This is a genomic window from Paraburkholderia sp. BL17N1, from assembly GCF_003634175.1.
In the GTDB taxonomy this organism is placed as follows: domain Bacteria; phylum Pseudomonadota; class Gammaproteobacteria; order Burkholderiales; family Burkholderiaceae; genus Paraburkholderia.
Map to the genome: position 1 here is coordinate 3,888,027 of NZ_RBIW01000001.1, position 13,810 is coordinate 3,901,836.

At 63.7% G+C, this 13,810-nt stretch carries 19 protein-coding genes and 1 tRNA gene; 8 read left to right on the forward strand and 12 right to left on the reverse strand.

Translation table 11 applies throughout. The features are described from left to right. Window positions 1–52 precede the first annotated feature (52 nt). The gene (locus B0G82_RS17585; protein ID WP_041758893.1) at window positions 53–250 is read right to left on the reverse strand and encodes a hypothetical protein; all 198 of its coding nucleotides are present in this window, start codon (window positions 248–250) and stop codon (window positions 53–55) included. Between the two features lie 152 nt (window positions 251–402). Between B0G82_RS17585 and B0G82_RS17590 the strand changes: the two genes are divergently transcribed. Next, window positions 403–696 carry a hypothetical protein gene (locus B0G82_RS17590; RefSeq protein WP_121308171.1) on the forward strand — a complete coding sequence of 98 codons (294 nt, stop codon included), beginning with the start codon at window positions 403–405 and terminating at the stop codon, window positions 694–696. A 23-nt stretch (window positions 697–719) separates the two neighbouring features. Here B0G82_RS17590 and B0G82_RS17595 read toward each other — a convergent pair whose 3' ends face one another. The 4 genes from B0G82_RS17595 to ssuD all read right to left on the reverse strand — a co-directional run bounded on the left by B0G82_RS17595 (window position 720) and on the right by ssuD (window position 4,054). Then, a complete protein-coding gene (locus B0G82_RS17595) occupies window positions 720–935 on the reverse strand; it encodes a molybdopterin-binding protein (protein ID WP_116116762.1) in 216 nt (71 codons plus the stop codon). 48 nt (window positions 936–983) lie between these two features. Beyond that, window positions 984–1,985, reverse strand: a complete 1,002-nt coding sequence (locus B0G82_RS17600) for an ATP-binding cassette domain-containing protein (protein WP_121308173.1) — start codon at window positions 1,983–1,985, stop codon at window positions 984–986. Next, window positions 1,982–2,824 (reverse strand): aliphatic sulfonate ABC transporter permease SsuC, encoded by an 843-nt coding sequence (ssuC, locus tag B0G82_RS17605; RefSeq protein ID WP_121308175.1) that lies wholly within the window; start codon window positions 2,822–2,824, stop codon window positions 1,982–1,984. Before ssuC ends, B0G82_RS17600 begins: the two co-directional genes overlap by 4 nt. Before the next feature lie 69 nt (window positions 2,825–2,893). Continuing rightward, window positions 2,894–4,054: an FMNH2-dependent alkanesulfonate monooxygenase gene (gene ssuD / locus B0G82_RS17610; RefSeq protein WP_121308177.1), complete on the reverse strand. Its 1,161-nt coding sequence runs from the start codon at window positions 4,052–4,054 to the stop codon at window positions 2,894–2,896. A 501-nt stretch (window positions 4,055–4,555) separates the two neighbouring features. Here ssuD and B0G82_RS17615 point away from each other — a divergent pair. Further along, window positions 4,556–4,981: a hypothetical protein gene (locus B0G82_RS17615; RefSeq protein WP_121308179.1), complete on the forward strand. Its 426-nt coding sequence runs from the start codon at window positions 4,556–4,558 to the stop codon at window positions 4,979–4,981. Window positions 4,982–5,077: 96 nt separating this feature from the next. On the opposite strand, the gene B0G82_RS17620 is transcribed toward B0G82_RS17615, so the two are convergent. Beyond that, complete coding sequence (locus B0G82_RS17620; RefSeq protein ID WP_121308181.1) at window positions 5,078–6,202, reverse strand: enoyl-CoA hydratase/isomerase family protein; 1,125 nt, start codon at window positions 6,200–6,202, stop codon at window positions 5,078–5,080. Between the two features lie 46 nt (window positions 6,203–6,248). Continuing rightward, on the reverse strand, window positions 6,249–7,160 hold the full coding sequence (locus tag B0G82_RS17625) for a TetR/AcrR family transcriptional regulator (RefSeq protein ID WP_121308745.1): 912 nt from the start codon (window positions 7,158–7,160) through the stop codon (window positions 6,249–6,251). A 135-nt stretch (window positions 7,161–7,295) separates the two neighbouring features. Here B0G82_RS17625 and B0G82_RS17630 point away from each other — a divergent pair, with 135 nt between their 5' ends. Then, entirely contained in the window at window positions 7,296–8,294 is a 999-nt protein-coding gene (locus tag B0G82_RS17630; protein WP_121308183.1) for an NAD-dependent epimerase/dehydratase family protein, read from the forward strand. A 229-nt stretch (window positions 8,295–8,523) separates the two neighbouring features. Here B0G82_RS17630 and B0G82_RS17635 read toward each other — a convergent pair whose 3' ends face one another. Next, on the reverse strand, window positions 8,524–8,808 hold the full coding sequence (locus tag B0G82_RS17635; protein WP_041758889.1) for a DUF1488 domain-containing protein: 285 nt from the start codon (window positions 8,806–8,808) through the stop codon (window positions 8,524–8,526). 176 nt (window positions 8,809–8,984) lie between these two features. Continuing rightward, window positions 8,985–9,263, reverse strand: coding sequence for a hypothetical protein (locus B0G82_RS17640; protein WP_116116756.1), 279 nt, complete (start codon window positions 9,261–9,263; stop codon window positions 8,985–8,987). Between the two features lie 289 nt (window positions 9,264–9,552). On the opposite strand from B0G82_RS17640, the gene B0G82_RS17645 reads away from it, so the two are divergent. Continuing rightward, entirely contained in the window at window positions 9,553–9,744 is a 192-nt protein-coding gene (locus B0G82_RS17645) for a hypothetical protein (RefSeq protein WP_116141042.1), read from the forward strand. Window positions 9,745–9,818: 74 nt separating this feature from the next. Continuing rightward, window positions 9,819–10,211, forward strand: a complete 393-nt coding sequence (locus B0G82_RS17650) for a hypothetical protein (protein ID WP_116141040.1) — start codon at window positions 9,819–9,821, stop codon at window positions 10,209–10,211. 31 nt (window positions 10,212–10,242) lie between these two features. Here the strand turns inward: B0G82_RS17650 and B0G82_RS17655 are convergent, their stop codons facing one another. Next, the gene (locus tag B0G82_RS17655) at window positions 10,243–10,581 is read right to left on the reverse strand and encodes an SMR family transporter (protein WP_121308185.1); all 339 of its coding nucleotides are present in this window, start codon (window positions 10,579–10,581) and stop codon (window positions 10,243–10,245) included. A 4-nt stretch (window positions 10,582–10,585) separates the two neighbouring features. Next, window positions 10,586–11,083, reverse strand: coding sequence for a heme-degrading domain-containing protein (locus B0G82_RS17660; RefSeq protein ID WP_121308186.1), 498 nt, complete (start codon window positions 11,081–11,083; stop codon window positions 10,586–10,588). Window positions 11,084–11,320: 237 nt separating this feature from the next. Between B0G82_RS17660 and B0G82_RS17665 the strand changes: the two genes are divergently transcribed. The 3 genes from B0G82_RS17665 to aat all read left to right on the forward strand — a co-directional run bounded on the left by B0G82_RS17665 (window position 11,321) and on the right by aat (window position 13,088). After that, a tRNA-Met gene (locus B0G82_RS17665) sits at window positions 11,321–11,397 on the forward strand. 386 nt (window positions 11,398–11,783) lie between these two features. Beyond that, window positions 11,784–12,329 carry an NUDIX hydrolase gene (locus tag B0G82_RS17670; RefSeq protein ID WP_106283619.1) on the forward strand — a complete coding sequence of 182 codons (546 nt, stop codon included), beginning with the start codon at window positions 11,784–11,786 and terminating at the stop codon, window positions 12,327–12,329. A gap of 9 nt (window positions 12,330–12,338) precedes the next feature. Further along, window positions 12,339–13,088, forward strand: coding sequence for a leucyl/phenylalanyl-tRNA--protein transferase (gene aat, locus B0G82_RS17675; protein ID WP_121308188.1), 750 nt, complete (start codon window positions 12,339–12,341; stop codon window positions 13,086–13,088). 206 nt (window positions 13,089–13,294) lie between these two features. Here the strand turns inward: aat and B0G82_RS39720 are convergent, their stop codons facing one another. Beyond that, window positions 13,295–13,810, reverse strand: a complete 516-nt coding sequence (locus tag B0G82_RS39720; protein WP_158608152.1) for a hypothetical protein — start codon at window positions 13,808–13,810, stop codon at window positions 13,295–13,297.

Below are 13,810 nucleotides of genomic sequence, written 5' to 3' on the forward strand. Positions count from 1 at the left end.
CGGCTCGCGGATCGAGCCGGCCCGAACGTCAGGCCGCCTCTCGCGCTGGCAATTAATCGCAATCGCCCGAAAGATATTGCCGACCGTTGCAGGTGATTTCGACGTCTCCGCCGCTCGCCTCGGCGACGAGGCCGCCGGCCAGCAATTCGGCTGTCACGGACTGCGCCAGCTTCGGCGCGTCCTGTCCGACACCGACGTCGTTCAGACGCCGCAAGGCTTCCACCGCTTCGGGACTCAATGACTTTGACATGGCCGTCTCCGTCTGCATGCTCAATTCATCCTAGCAAGTTTCGGGGACGTATGCAGGGGCGCGTCGCGGCACGCGAAATGCGTGGCAAACATGATTCCACTGGCGCGCGGCGGCGCCGAAACCGTAAGGCGATATCGCCCGGGAGGACGGATATGAAGCGAAGCAGATGGGCGGTATTGGCAATGGGCGTCGCGCTGGCGACAGACCTCGGCATAAGCGGCACCATGGCGGCATTCGCACAGACGCCGAAACCGGCACAAACGCAGCAAAGACCGGCGCAGACAGCGCCGCAAAACGACAACTCGTCGATGGCCAAGCCGCCCGAGGCCGCTTCCGGCTCAGGCGGCTCAAGCAATCCCGACAACATGCCGATCAAGCGCCCGAGCAAGCCGACCAACGACAAAATGACGCACGAGCCGCCCGCCAGCGGCGCGAACGCGAAATAGCGCGAGCCTGAATTGCGCAAACCTCAGAGGCGCGCGATCGACACCTCCGTCGACTTCACCAGCGCGATTACCTCCGAGCCAACCGCAAGTTCGAGTTCGTCGATGGAGCGCGTGGTGATCACCGAGGTGACGATACCGAATGGCGTATCCACATCGACTTCGGACACGACCGGTCCACGGATGATTTCCTTGACCTTGCCTTTGAACTGATTGCGTACGTTGATTGCGGAAATGCCCATATCGATTGACTCCAGAAAAGCGATTTAGAAACAGTCAGTCAAGCAATGTCAGACGGCCCAACGGACCTCTGTCGGCCGCCTGAGACGGCCTTCGTCAGGTGCGTCGTACGCGTGATGGGACAGCGCGTCGTCATTCGGCGCCGTCTTCAGTACGCGTTGCAACACATGTTCTTCGAGCGCGGCGAAACCGGCCGACGCGCGCGCCCGCGGACGCGTGAGCGGCACCGGCTGATCGAGCGCGACGCGCCCTTCTTCGATCAGCAAAATCCGGTCGCCGAGCGCCACGGCTTCGTGCACGTCGTGCGTGACCAGCAGCGCGGTGAATTGATGCTCGCGCCACAGGCGCTCGATCAGTGCGTGCATTTCGATGCGCGTCAACGCATCGAGCGCGCCGAGCGGTTCATCGAGCAACAACAATTGCGGCCGATGCACGAGCGCCCGCGCCAGCGCCACCCGCTGACGCTGACCACCGGAAAGCTGCGCGGGCCAATCGTTGGCGCGCTCCAGCAAGCCGACTTCGGCGAGCACGGCACGCGCGTCCTCACGCGCGCCGCGGCCGAGGCCGAGCATCACGTTTTGCAGCACGCTCTTCCAGGGCAGCAAGCGCGCGCCCTGGAACATGATGCGAGTGTCGATTGGCCCGCCGTCTTCGGTGCGCTTTTCGAGCACACCGGAGCTGGTCTTTTCCAGTCCGGCGACGAGGCGCAGCAAGGTTGATTTCCCGCAGCCGCTGCGGCCGACGATCGCCACGAAACTGCCGCGCTCGATCGACAGATTGAAGTCGGACAGTACCTGGCGCTCGCCGTAGCTTTTGCCCACGCCGCGCAACTCCACCGAATAATCCGCGGCACGGCGTGCGCCGTTGCGTGACAGCGCGCCGGCCGATAGTCCCGCATCGACACGCGGCCGATGATGATGCACCGCATCGGCATATTCGAGAGCAGCCGCTTCGTGCGCGTCATGATCGACGTTACGAGCGTGCGCCAACTCGGCTTCGAGATCGCTGCCGGCAATCCCGCCGAACGACGCGGACAAGATCGTGGCGCTCATGATTTCGCTCCTCGTTGATAAGCCGGATGCCAGCGCAGCGAGAAGCGTTCGAGGCTTTTCGCCAGCACGTCGGCGAGTTTGCCGAGCGCCGCGTAGAGCAGAATGCCGACCACCACCACATCGGTTTGCAGGAATTCGCGGGCGTTCATGGTCATGTAGCCGATACCCGATTGCGCGGAAATGGTCTCGGCGACGATCAGCGTGACCCACATCAGCCCGAACGCGAAACGCACGCCGACGAGAATCGACGGCAACGCGCCCGGCAGCACCACGTGCCGGTACAGCGCGAAACCCTTCACGCCATAACTGCGCGCCATCTCGATCAGATTGGCGTCCACCGAGCGGATGCCGTGAAAGGTGTTCACGTAGATCGGGAAAAACACGCCTAGCGCGACGAGAAACACCTTCGCTTCCTCCTCGATGCCGAACCACAGAATCACGAGCGGAATCATCGCCAGCGCCGGGATGTTGCGGATCATCTGCACGGTCGAGTCGAGCGCGATCTCGGCGGGCTTGAACAAGCCGGTCGCGAGTCCGAGCACGAGGCCGATGCCGCCGCCGATCGCAAAACCCGACACCGCGCGCCACGTGCTGACCTTCACATCCGCCCACATTTCGCCGGACTGGATCAGCGACCACGCGGCATTGACGACCGCGAGCGGTTCGGGGAGCACGCGCGTCGACAGCACGCCGCTTCTCGCGGCGAATTCCCACGCAAGCAGAATCGCGAGCGGCGCGAGCCACGGCGCAAGATGCGCGCCGATCCGGCGCAACGTGTGCAAAGCCGCGCCGGCCTCGGCGCCTTTGTGCCGCCCGGCGCTCACAGTGGATTCAGCCATGTTTCCCGTTCCTCATTGCTTATCGATGACCGAGCGTGCCCGGTGCGGCACGTGCACCAGATTCGAGATTCAGCTCGAACTGGCCGCCTTCGGCAGATAGTTGTTGCCGACGATCTCGCCGAACGGACCCGACAGCGGTCCATTCGACACCTTGTTGCGACGATTCGGCAGCAACGGAAACACGAGTTCGGCAAAGCGGTACGACTCTTCCAGATGCGGATAGCCCGACAGAATGAAGGTGTCGATGCCGAGTTCGGCGTACTCCTTCATGCGCGCCGCCACCTGCTCCGGATTGCCGACAAGCGCCGTGCCCGCGCCGCCGCGCACGAGGCCCACGCCCGCCCACAGATTCGGATAGACCTCGAGCTCGGCGCGGCCGCCACGCTTGCCGCCGTGCAGCGCGGCCATGCGGCGCTGGCCTTCGGAGTCCATCTTCGAGAACGAGGCCTGGGCACGCGAGATGGTTTCATCGTCGAGCTTGCTGATCAGCTTGTCGGCGGCGGCCCACGCTTCTTCTTCGGTCTCGCGCACGATCACGTGCAGACGAATCCCGAACTTGATCTGGCGGCCATGCGCCGCGGCGCGCGCGCGAATGTCGGCGATCTTCTTCGCCACGGCTTCGGGCGGCTCGCCCCACGTCAGGTAGGTATCGATATGCGCGCCCGCCATCTCGTGCGCGGCCGGCGACGAACCGCCGAACCACAGCGGCGGATGCGGGTTCTGCACGGGCGGATACAACGCCTTGCCGCCCTTCGAGCTCAGATGCTTGCCCTCGAAATCGATCGCGTCGTTGGTATGCGCGGCGCTCAGCAGCTTGCGCCAGATGTGCAGGAATTCGTCGGTGATTTCATAGCGCGTGTCGTGGTCGACGAACACGCCGTCGCCTTCCAGCTCCGCCGCATCGCCGCCGGTCACGACATTGATCAGCAGACGCCCGTTCGACAGCCGGTCGAAGGTCGCCGCCATGCGCGCGGCCAGACCCGGCGACGAGATGCCCGGGCGGATCGCCACCAGAAACTTCAGGCGTTTGGTCGCGGCGATCAGGCTCGACGCGACGACCCATGCGTCCTCGCACGAGCGGCCCGTCGGCAGCAGCACGCCCTCGTAGCCGAGCGTATCGGCGGCGACGGCGATCTGCTGGAAATAGTCGTAATCGGCTGCGCGTGCGCCTTGGGACGTACCGAGATAGCGGCTGTCGCCGTGAGTCGGAATGAACCAGAACACATTCATTTGCTGCTCCTGCATGGACGAAACTGGATTAATGAAGACGATGCGTCGAGTTCGCGCACGCGCCGGCCGCGCGCATCCCTCCGGCACACAGCCGGACGGTGTAGCGCGAAGAGACAGAAAAATGCGGTGTCGTTGCGCGCTAGCGGCGACAACGGACCGGCCGGCGCGCGTGCGCCAGGCGGCGGATGAAGATCGGCATCAGGCAGGACATCGCGACGGCTTCCCTCGACCAAACGTGCGCGTCATGCGCTCGATTAAACGGCGACAGCGGCAAGCGCCGTCTGCATGGAGAAACAGTCTATGGATCGGGCTGCGGCTTTTGAACGATTTTTTTTAGCTTAGGTTTTCCACTTTCGTGATTAGCCCGACGCTAAAGCATACGGATGTTGCGCGGTGTGTACGCTGGTAAAGGGGTACGTCTAGATATAATGGCGCACGTTTTCCGAATAATCCGGTACAGGCCATGCGAACCACGCCGCCTGTATCCTGGCGGTGCAATGCATGCAAAAACTCATCCTGCCGTTCGTCGCCGGTTTTCTGGCTTCCCTGTTCTTCCACGAATCGACGCTGGCGCTGCTGCACGCAGCCGGGATGATCGAGCCGACCGGCTTTTCGACTGCGCCGTTTTTACCGCTCGGCTTGCCTGAGTTCATCGCCAACGCGGTCTGGAGCGCGTTCTGGGCCGTGCTGATGGCGTGGCTGTTGCGCGTCGCGCCGCATCGGCGTGCGCCGTGGGTGCCGGCTTTCGTGTTCGGCGGCATTGCGTTGACGGCGGCGAGCGTGTTCGTGATCGACCCGCTGCGCGGCATCTGGCCGAGCGGCAACATGCTGCCGCGCCTCTCGGTGGGATTCGCTGCGAATGCGATGTGGGGCTGGGGCGCGCTGGTGTTCATGCGCGCCTTCATGGCGAGCGAAGACGAGGAATAAACGGCTTGGGCGGTATGGCCACTGGCCGTTGGCAAACGGCGCTATGACGCGCGTTACGCGCGTCATAGCTTCCCGCGTGGCTCCAATTCTTCGGCTTTAACCGCGCAAATCCCGCAGCGGATGTTCGTTCGCCGGCCACGGGCTCTCGAACATCTTCTCGACGTCGGCGGCAATCACGTCCTCGATGCGCGCGAAGCGCCAGCGCGGGGCGTTGTCTTTGTCGATGATGCGCGCGCGAATGCCTTCGATCGTGTCGCCGTGCAGAAAGCTCGAGCGCGTCAGATCGAGGTCGCCACGCAGCACGTCAGCCATTGAACCCTCGGCGCGCGTCACCACTTCCAGCGACACCGCCATCGACAGCGGCGAGCGTTCGCGCAAGACCGCAATCATCTGTTCGGCCCAATCGGCGGCTTCGCGCTCGCTTTGGAGCGAAGCAAGAATTTGCGCGACGTCGGGCAAGGCGAAGTGACGATCGATCAACGCCCGCCCATTCGCCAGCGACGACGCCTCCGGCCGCGGCACGACCTGATGCGCGAGCGCGGCGCGTTCGATGCACGCCACCACGTCCGCGCCGCGCTCGAAGCGCTCGCTGTGCAAGGTGTCGACCAGCGCGGGCAAGGCCGCGTCGTCGATATAGGTGTCGGCGAGACCCGCGTAAAGCGCGTCGGCCGCGCCGATCGTTTCGCCGGTCACTGCCAGATAGCGGCCAATCGCGCCAGGCGTGCGGGCCAGAAACCAACCCGCGCCGACGTCCGGAAACAGGCCGATGCGAGTTTCCGGCATCGCCATCTTCGTCGAATTCGTGACGACTCGCAGACCGCCGGTGCGATGCGCGCCCTGCGAAATGCCCATGCCGCCGCCCATCACGACGCCGTTCATCAACGCGATATACGGTTTCGGAAAGATGAAGATGGCGTGATTGAGCCGGTATTCCTCGATGAAAAACGTGTCGCGCACATCCTGTTCGCCGCGCTGCGCCGACTCATACAGAAAGCGGATGTCGCCGCCCGCGCAGAACGCGCGCGGGTGCCGGCTGCGCACCACGACGGCGAGCACGTCCGGATCTTCGCGCCACTGATCGAGCGCCGCGTGCATCGCGCGAATCATGCCGGTCGACAGCGCATTGAGCGCCTTCGGCCTGTCCAGTTCGATGAAACCGATACGGTTGGCTACGAAAGTCGCGACTTCGTCGCTGACGGCGGGCGAGGCGGAAATGGACATGGCGAGCTAAGCGCAACCGCGCAAATTAAGGTGGAATTGAACGTTATCACGCACTTGTGCTTTTGCGCCTCGCGGCCGGTGCGGTGGCACCGCTCGCTGCGGCTTTGGCCGGTTTTCTAGCTGAAGGCTGCGCGGCGGGATCGTTGTCCGGTTGCGCCGGCGACCCGGTACGCGTTTCAGGGGATTTTTTCTTGCGCGTACCGGCGTCGGCCGCGGCGCCCGGCGCCTGCATTGCGTGCGACGCGCCCAACCAGGCGTCGAGCGCGATGCCCACCACCGTGTCGAGCGGCGCGGTCGGGAACACGGGACACGTCAGATTCAGTGCGACGATGCCGTGCAAATTCGCCCAGAACGCCTCGGCCCACACCGCCACGTCCATCGACGCCGACAGACACCCCGCCGCTTTGAGTTCGTCGAGCGCGGAAATCATGATGTGCAACGCGGCCTCGCCGGGATCGTCCCCGGTAGCGGCCGTTTCGCCGATCGCTTCGTCAGCCGCCGTGGCTTCCGGATCCGAGCTCAGCACGGCACCACCCGACGCCGCGCCGGCATTGACCGGATCCGCCGCCGCCTTACCCTTCGCCACGCCGCCCAGCGCCGCGCCGGTGTAGCTCGGATCTTCCATGAAGATCAGCCGGTACGTTTCCGGATGCGCGACACCGAACGCGACGTAGGCCCGGCCGAGCGCCTTGAGCCGCTCGGCCGGATCCGCGATGCCCGCGAGCGGCACGAATGTCTGCAGCAGTTGTGCGTAGCCTTCCGCGCACAACGCTTGCGCGATCTCGTCGCGGCTTGCGAAATGCAGGTACAGCGTGGCGGGTGAATATTCGATGGCGTCGGCGATTTTGCGCATGGACAGCGCGGCAAAACCTTCGCGCATCACGATGCGCCGCGCGGCATCGAGGATGCGTTCGCGCAGTGCCTGTTTCTGGCGGTTCTTTCGTTCAGCGATTCCCATGACGAACATTTTCGGGTTGACAAACTGAAAAGTCAAATTAAACTGAACGCTGTTCACTGAACAGTGTTCATTAAATTATATATCATCAATCACAATCCATGCGGACGCGATGCGGCGCCGCTTCAAGGAGTCGTCATGCAAGTCACGGGCAAGGTGGGTTTATTTGGCGCCGCGGGCGCGGCCGGTCAGATCATCGCGGCGGCGCTCAGCGCGGCGGGCCGCGATTACCGGGTGGTCGGCCGCTCGCGCGCGCCGCTCGAGGCCGCTTTCGGCCACGATCCGCACGCGGAGATCGTCACGTGGAATCCGGACGACCCCGCTTCGATCCGCGCGGCGTCGCAGGATCTGCAGACGGTGATCTATCTGGTCGGCGTGCCCTACGATCAGTTCGCCGCGCATCCGCCGCTCATGGAGAGAACGCTGGCGGGCGTGACGGCGGCGGGCGTCGAGCGCTTCATTCTGATCGGCACGGTGTATCCGTACGGCCGCGCGCGCGGCAATCCGATCCGCGAAAATCATCCGCGCGAGCCGCACACGTTCAAGGGCCAAATGCGGCTCGCGCAGGAAAATCTGGTACTGGCGGCCCATGGACGCGATGGTCTGCCGACGCTCGTGCTGCGCCTGCCCGACTTCTACGGCCCGAAGATCGAGCGCAGTCTGCTGAACGGCGTGTTCGAAGCCGCGGCGACCGGCAAGCGCGCGCAGGTGATCGGCCCGGTGGATGTGCCGCATGAATTCATCTATCTGCCGGATATCGGGCCGGTGGTCGAAAAGCTCACGCGCACGCCCGAGGCGTATGGGCGCTGGTGGCACCTCGCCGGCGCGGGCACCATCACGCAGCGCGAAGTGGCGCGCCAGGCTTATGCGCTAGCCGGCCGCCAACCGAAGCTGATGGTCGCCGGCAAGACCCTGCTGCGCGTGTTCGGTCTGTTCAGCCCGTTGATGCGGGAACTGGTGGAAATGAATTACCTGATGACCGAACCGCTCGTGCTCGACGACTCGGCGTTGACCGAACTGATCGGCCCGATCGTCAGAACGTCTTACGAAGAAGGCATTCGCCATGCATTCGATGCCGCGCGCGAGGCGGCATCGGCAAATGCGGGAGCAAACGGAAGCGCCGCGAGCGCGGCTTGAACGAAAGCGCGAAGGTCGTCGGGATTGCGCGCGTGGCGTTTGCGAGTTGTGCGGCGAGTTGCGCGATGTTGTGCAGCCTCCGGCGCATCGGGTCGGCGCATGCGAACTCGCCATGGCTCGCACGGCCCGCTCTGTGGCGGATTGCTCACCGCCGTAGCGCGTCTGACCCGCCAATCCGCTGCCGTTGCGACGGAGTCCGCATGGCCGCATGCTCACTCGGGCAGCACGACTACCCCGCCACGTTGCCTGGCGGAAAGTGGCCACTCTTCAGCAACACAGGCGTGCCGTTGCTGATCTGCAAGTGCTCGCGCGCGACCGCTTCGATGCGCGGACGTCCGGCGTCGAAAGCGCGCATCCAGCCTTCCAGGTCCTCGGAGTAGGCGCCGAAATGATCTTCGAGCGCTTCGACCGAGATCGCGCACGGCACCGGTTCGCCGTCCACCAGCGCGGGAAAGACAACGGTCAGATTCGAGTCGCGGTAGGCAGGCGCGTCCGCGGGAAACCGAATTTCCATGGCTGCCTCATCAGAAAGATCCGACGGGAAACCGGCGCAGGCGAAAACCGGCCGGCCCCGGAGAACGTCGTTATGGTACTCGCGCGGCCGGACCGAGGTCCACCCTGCCGCAGCGCTTTCATCGGCGGTTTTGCCGACAGGGCCGGCGACGCTTTTCTTCACCTTGCGCACCGCCATCAAGCGCTTCCCAACAGGCGGTCGATGTAATCGCGCGCCGCCTGCTCGACGAAGACGAGCGCCTCCTCTTCGCTGGCGAAGCGCTGGCCGTCGCCGAGTTCGAGCAAGGTTTCCATGCGGTGAGGATCGTCCGGACCGTGTTCAGCCAGACTCACCGAGCCGACGTAAGTCCCGCTCGCGTTGCCTGCGGTCGCAGCCGGTGCGTCGGCCGCCGGCACGAGGCGCGCGGTGGCGCTGATGTAGTAACCGCGGTAAGGGCCGCTGACCCGTTCAGCCATATTCGTTCTCCTCGTTGCAATTCATGGGTGGGCGCCGCGTCGAACCGCGTTCGATACGCCTGCCCGTGCGTCGACCTGCATATCGCCGGCTGCGCCCGTGCGTGCGAGAGCAGCACGCGCGCCGGCGCACGGCCAACCAGTAAGTAAGGCGCGTCGCGAGCCGATTAGTTCTGCAGCGCGACCCGGCGATGCAGCCGATCGCACTTGTTTGGCCCGCTCCGGTCGAACAGGATCATCGGCACGGTCCGTGCTGCCACGACGACGCCTTTTCGAGTTCAGTGAGCGCAATATGGGAAAATATTTTCTGCAAAGCCACGAATTGCCCGAAACGGATGCGGCGAACACTTGGTTTGCGTACGCCGAAAGCCACGGCATCGACATTCCAAAAGCCATCAGTATCTGGGAAGACGCGGCCACCAAAGAAGGCGAGCAAAGCCGCCAGATGGTCAGCGCGGCGGGCATTACGATCGAAGCACCCTGAGCTTCTGCCGAGCGTCGGCAAGTGCTCCCGATCCACGTGGCGACCCGAATATCAATCTGAAAGGAAACATCACGATGCATTTCATGACGCAACTGCGCCGCGCCGGCCGCTTCAACCGCCTTCGAAGCGGCGCAGCGCCGGCTTTCGTTCGCCGCAGCACGCTCGCGGCCGCCCTTCCCGCCGCCGTGCTGCTCGGCGCGGCGAGCCTTGCCGGCTGCGCATCGTCGAACACCACGTCGCTGATCAACCTGCCGAATGGCCAGACCGGCTTCGCCGTGAATTGCAGCGGCGCCGACGCCTCTTCCAGCTGGGCTTCGTGCTATGTGCAGGCCGGCAAGGCCTGCGGCGCGACGGGTTACGACATCGTCTCCAAAGACAATGACGAAGGCGGCACGGCGGGCGGCAGCGTCACGAACGTCGTGTCGGCCAACGTGAAAAATCGCTCGATGATCGTGCGCTGCAAATAAGCGCCTGCGGCGCCGGTGCCGATGCAACGGCTCAGTGCGCCTGCATCTTCGAAAACATGTTCAGCACCGCAACACCGGCAATGATCAGCCCGAGGCCGATGACGGCTGGCACGTCGGGCACCTGCCGGTACAGCAGCACCGCGACCAGCGTGATCAGCACGATGCCCGCGCCGGACCACACCGCATAGACGATGCCGACCGGAATGCTCTTCAGCGTGAGCGACAGACAATAGAACGCCACGCCATAGCCGAGTACGACCACTGCTGAAGGCAGGAACCGCGAGAAGCCCTCCGACGCCCGCATCGCGGAGGTCGCGATCACTTCGGCCACGATGGCAATGCCGAGCAAGGCATAAGGAGGCAGCCGCATCGGCTCAGGCCTTTGCTAGCGCGAGCTTGCTGTAGTCGTGGCCGAGATGCGCGCACAGCGCTTCCACCACCAGTTCGTGATCGGCGCGCTGCGGCAAACCCGACACCGTGATCGAACCGATCACGCCCGCGTGCGCCACCGTCAACGGAAACGCGCCGCCATGCGACGCATATTCCGCGGCAGCCAAAGCGTGCTTGTCCGCGAGCGTGCCGCCGGCCTGCTGCAACTTCAGGCCGATCGCGTACGAACTGCGGCGAAAATGCGCGACCGTGTTGCTCTTGCGGCGCACCCAATCGATATTGTCCGGCGTCGCGCCGTCGAGCAAGCTGAAGAACAGCGGCTGACCGAACGTGCGCACGTCGATCGCGACGGGGATACCCCGCGCCTTGGCGACCTCGTGCAGATAGGCGCCGACTTGCCACGCGCGGTCGGCGTCGAATTGTGGGAACACCAGCGTGTGTTCCTGAGCGACAATCACCTGCAGATCGTGAGCGATATCCATGGAGTTCAGAGCGTGGTAAGAGGTGGAGCGCGCGCCGCCGTGCGGGCAGGGCGGCGTCGCGAGAGGAATCTGAATTCTAGCGCAGCGCCTCACGCGCGCCTTCCGGCATGCGACGCAAGCCATGCGCGCAGCGACTTCGGCACTCATGCGCAGACGCATGTCTCGCGGATTGAAGCCGGTTCTTAAATAGGTATTGCAACCCTACTGGCTTTGTTCTATAATCTTTTCTTCGACGGACGCGGGGTGGAGCAGTCTGGCAGCTCGTCGGGCTCATAACCCGAAGGTCGTAGGTTCAAATCCTACCCCCGCAACCAAGTTCATCAAGTTGGTTGGAGACGTCGAAACAACATTCAAGGCTTGCCAAATCGGCAGGCCTTTTTTGTTTTCCCCGAACGGTTTGACAAGTCTTACATCGCCTAGCGCACCACCGCGCGTCGTACTGCTTTTCTTTCAGCATCCATCCCAGCATCGGCTTGCGACACGGATCACCCGCTCGCGACACCATGCGAGCCCACGGATCGACCCTCACGCGCGAAATGCTCGGGATTCCGAACCAAACGGTTGGGTCGTGCGCGATTTGCGCGCTCGTTCCTCCGCACCGGCCTCGTCGCCCACCCAATCCCGCTCGCCGTGATTTTGCGACCTGAGAAAAACTTCGCCCCGGTGATAAACTCCTGTCACCCTTTCTCGTCCCCTTCCTATGAAATTCTGTTCTGTCTGCGGCCAGGGTGTCAGCCTGAGCATTCCGCCCGGCGACAACCGCGAGCGCTTCGTATGCGGCAGTTGCGGCACGGTGCATTATCAGAATCCGCGCAACGTGGTCGGCACCGTTCCGGTGTGGGACGACAAGGTGCTGCTGTGCCGCCGCGCGATCGAGCCGCGCTACGGCTACTGGACGCTGCCCGCGGGCTTCATGGAAATGGGTGAAACGACCGCCGAAGCGGCATCGCGCGAAACGCTGGAAGAAGCCGGCGCGCGCGTCGAAGTGCAAAACCTCTTCTCGCTGCTGAACGTGCCCCATGTGCATCAGGTTCATCTGTTCTACATGGCGCGCCTGCTCGATCTCGACATTGCCGCCGGCGAAGAAAGCCTCGAAGTGAAACTCTTCGAAGAACATGAAATCCCCTGGGACGAGATTGCCTTTCCCACCGTCGGCCAGACCCTGCGTTTCTTTTTCGCCGACCGCGCCGCCGGCAGCTTCGGCCTGCACACGGGCGACATCTTCCGCTCGCTGCGCGAAGGTTGAGCGGCGCGCATGGTTCCCTGGCTCGGCCCTGACGACCCGTTTCCGCCCGTCGAACGCGCGCTCGGCGCGACCAGCGGCGCGCCGGGCCTGCTCGCCGCCAGCGGCGACCTGCTGCCGTCACGGCTGATCGACGCCTATCGGCGCGGCATCTTCCCCTGGTATTCGGACGGCCAGCCGGTGTTGTGGTGGAGTCCCGACCCGCGCATGATCCTGCGCCCCGCCGAATTCAAGGTCGCGCCGTCGCTGCGCAAAACGCTCCGGCGCGTGCTGCGCGAAGACGCGTGGGAAATCCGCGTCGACCATGATTTCGCCGCCGTGATGCGCGCCTGCGCGCAGGCGCCGCGACGCGGACAGCGCGGAACCTGGATCACCGCGGATGTGGTCGAAGCGTACTCGTCGCTGCATCGTGTGGGCGATGCGCACAGCATCGAAACCTGGTTCGAAGGCAAGCGCGTGGGAGGTTTGTACGGCGTGTCGTTCGGCAAAATGTTCTTCGGCGAATCCATGTTCGCGGAGGTCACGGATGCGTCGAAAATGGCGCTGGCCGCACTTGTCGGACACTTGCGCCGTCACGAAATAGAAATGATAGACTGCCAGCAGAACACGTCGCATCTGGCGTCGCTAGGCGGTCGCGAGATAGCGCGCAAGGCGTTCATCGCGCATGTTCGCGCGTCGGTCGCGGCGCCGCCGATTCCCTGGCGCTTCGACAAGGAGGTCCTGTCGGACCTCCTTGCGAAGTCTATCATTCCTACTCCGTGACGGCGCAAGTGTCCGATAAGCGCGGCCAGCGCCAAAATCACTGCGCTTTTCCCGGCTGTCACCGTTTCTGTTACCTGAACACCGCTCCAAGCTGTTACCAGCGGGGTTTTGGCGGTGGTTACCCGGCTTCACACCGTGAGCCCAAGCTATCCCTGCAGCCGGGGACCGGAACAAATGCTCCGTCGTTATAGGTGCGCCGATTCCGGTCAGGTCACGTCCACGTTTGCGCTCTTATGCCGACGCCTCCACCACCAACCTGCGATTGGCACAAAAATAGTGGCCCACAGCCATTGCCAGTTCTCTTTGGCAAAGTCCACGAATCGCTGACTAGGCGTAACTGTTACGTTAATGGTCTTGCTAAACGTCCTGATGGTCCGTGGGGTGAGCACACCGTCCAGGATAATGTTTGCGTCCAAGTCCAGATAGAGATTGTGTTCACCTGAGGTCTTTGGCTTGACGGTCCAAATCCACGAGGTTGGCTCTGCGCCGCTGACAGCCTGTGTCTCGGGTGTATTGGCGGTGATATCGAAATCGGGACTGGACAGGTGCGCGGTCATATGATCCGAAACCTTGATTCGGTCGCTTTCCACTTTGCCCGGGGCGGTAATTGACTTGGCGAGCTCGGCAGGAGATTGGTGTAGATCGAGGCGCAACTCGATTTTGGCGCTATCGTCGATGTTTATTGGACTGGGTGAATTGAATGCGATGTTGCCTAGCCGCAT

Excerpts from the sequence above, each read along its gene's own strand:
- B0G82_RS17600 (WP_121308173.1), bottom strand. The coding sequence starts at position 1,985 with ATGAGCGCCACGATCTTGTCCGCGTCGTTCGGCGGGATTGCCGGCAGC.
- B0G82_RS17635 (WP_041758889.1), bottom strand. The coding sequence starts at position 8,808 with ATGGAAATTCGGTTTCCCGCGGACGCGCCTGCCTACCGCGACTCGAAT.
- B0G82_RS17625 (WP_121308745.1), bottom strand. The coding sequence starts at position 7,160 with ATGGGAATCGCTGAACGAAAGAACCGCCAGAAACAGGCACTGCGCGAA.
- B0G82_RS17670 (WP_106283619.1), top strand. The coding sequence starts at position 11,784 with ATGAAATTCTGTTCTGTCTGCGGCCAGGGTGTCAGCCTGAGCATTCCG.
- B0G82_RS17645 (WP_116141042.1), top strand. The coding sequence starts at position 9,553 with ATGGGAAAATATTTTCTGCAAAGCCACGAATTGCCCGAAACGGATGCG.
- aat (WP_121308188.1), top strand. The coding sequence starts at position 12,339 with ATGGTTCCCTGGCTCGGCCCTGACGACCCGTTTCCGCCCGTCGAACGC.
- B0G82_RS17630 (WP_121308183.1), top strand. The coding sequence starts at position 7,296 with ATGCAAGTCACGGGCAAGGTGGGTTTATTTGGCGCCGCGGGCGCGGCC.
- B0G82_RS17660 (WP_121308186.1), bottom strand. The coding sequence starts at position 11,083 with ATGGATATCGCTCACGATCTGCAGGTGATTGTCGCTCAGGAACACACG.
- ssuC (WP_121308175.1), bottom strand. The coding sequence starts at position 2,824 with ATGGCTGAATCCACTGTGAGCGCCGGGCGGCACAAAGGCGCCGAGGCC.
- ssuD (WP_121308177.1), bottom strand. The coding sequence starts at position 4,054 with ATGAATGTGTTCTGGTTCATTCCGACTCACGGCGACAGCCGCTATCTC.
- B0G82_RS17615 (WP_121308179.1), top strand. The coding sequence starts at position 4,556 with ATGCAAAAACTCATCCTGCCGTTCGTCGCCGGTTTTCTGGCTTCCCTG.
- B0G82_RS17620 (WP_121308181.1), bottom strand. The coding sequence starts at position 6,202 with ATGTCCATTTCCGCCTCGCCCGCCGTCAGCGACGAAGTCGCGACTTTC.
- B0G82_RS39720 (WP_158608152.1), bottom strand. The coding sequence starts at position 13,810 with ATGCGGCTAGGCAACATCGCATTCAATTCACCCAGTCCAATAAACATC.
- B0G82_RS17585 (WP_041758893.1), bottom strand. The coding sequence starts at position 250 with ATGTCAAAGTCATTGAGTCCCGAAGCGGTGGAAGCCTTGCGGCGTCTG.
- B0G82_RS17655 (WP_121308185.1), bottom strand. The coding sequence starts at position 10,581 with ATGCGGCTGCCTCCTTATGCCTTGCTCGGCATTGCCATCGTGGCCGAA.
- B0G82_RS17650 (WP_116141040.1), top strand. The coding sequence starts at position 9,819 with ATGCATTTCATGACGCAACTGCGCCGCGCCGGCCGCTTCAACCGCCTT.
- B0G82_RS17590 (WP_121308171.1), top strand. The coding sequence starts at position 403 with ATGAAGCGAAGCAGATGGGCGGTATTGGCAATGGGCGTCGCGCTGGCG.
- B0G82_RS17595 (WP_116116762.1), bottom strand. The coding sequence starts at position 935 with ATGGGCATTTCCGCAATCAACGTACGCAATCAGTTCAAAGGCAAGGTC.
- B0G82_RS17640 (WP_116116756.1), bottom strand. The coding sequence starts at position 9,263 with ATGGCTGAACGGGTCAGCGGCCCTTACCGCGGTTACTACATCAGCGCC.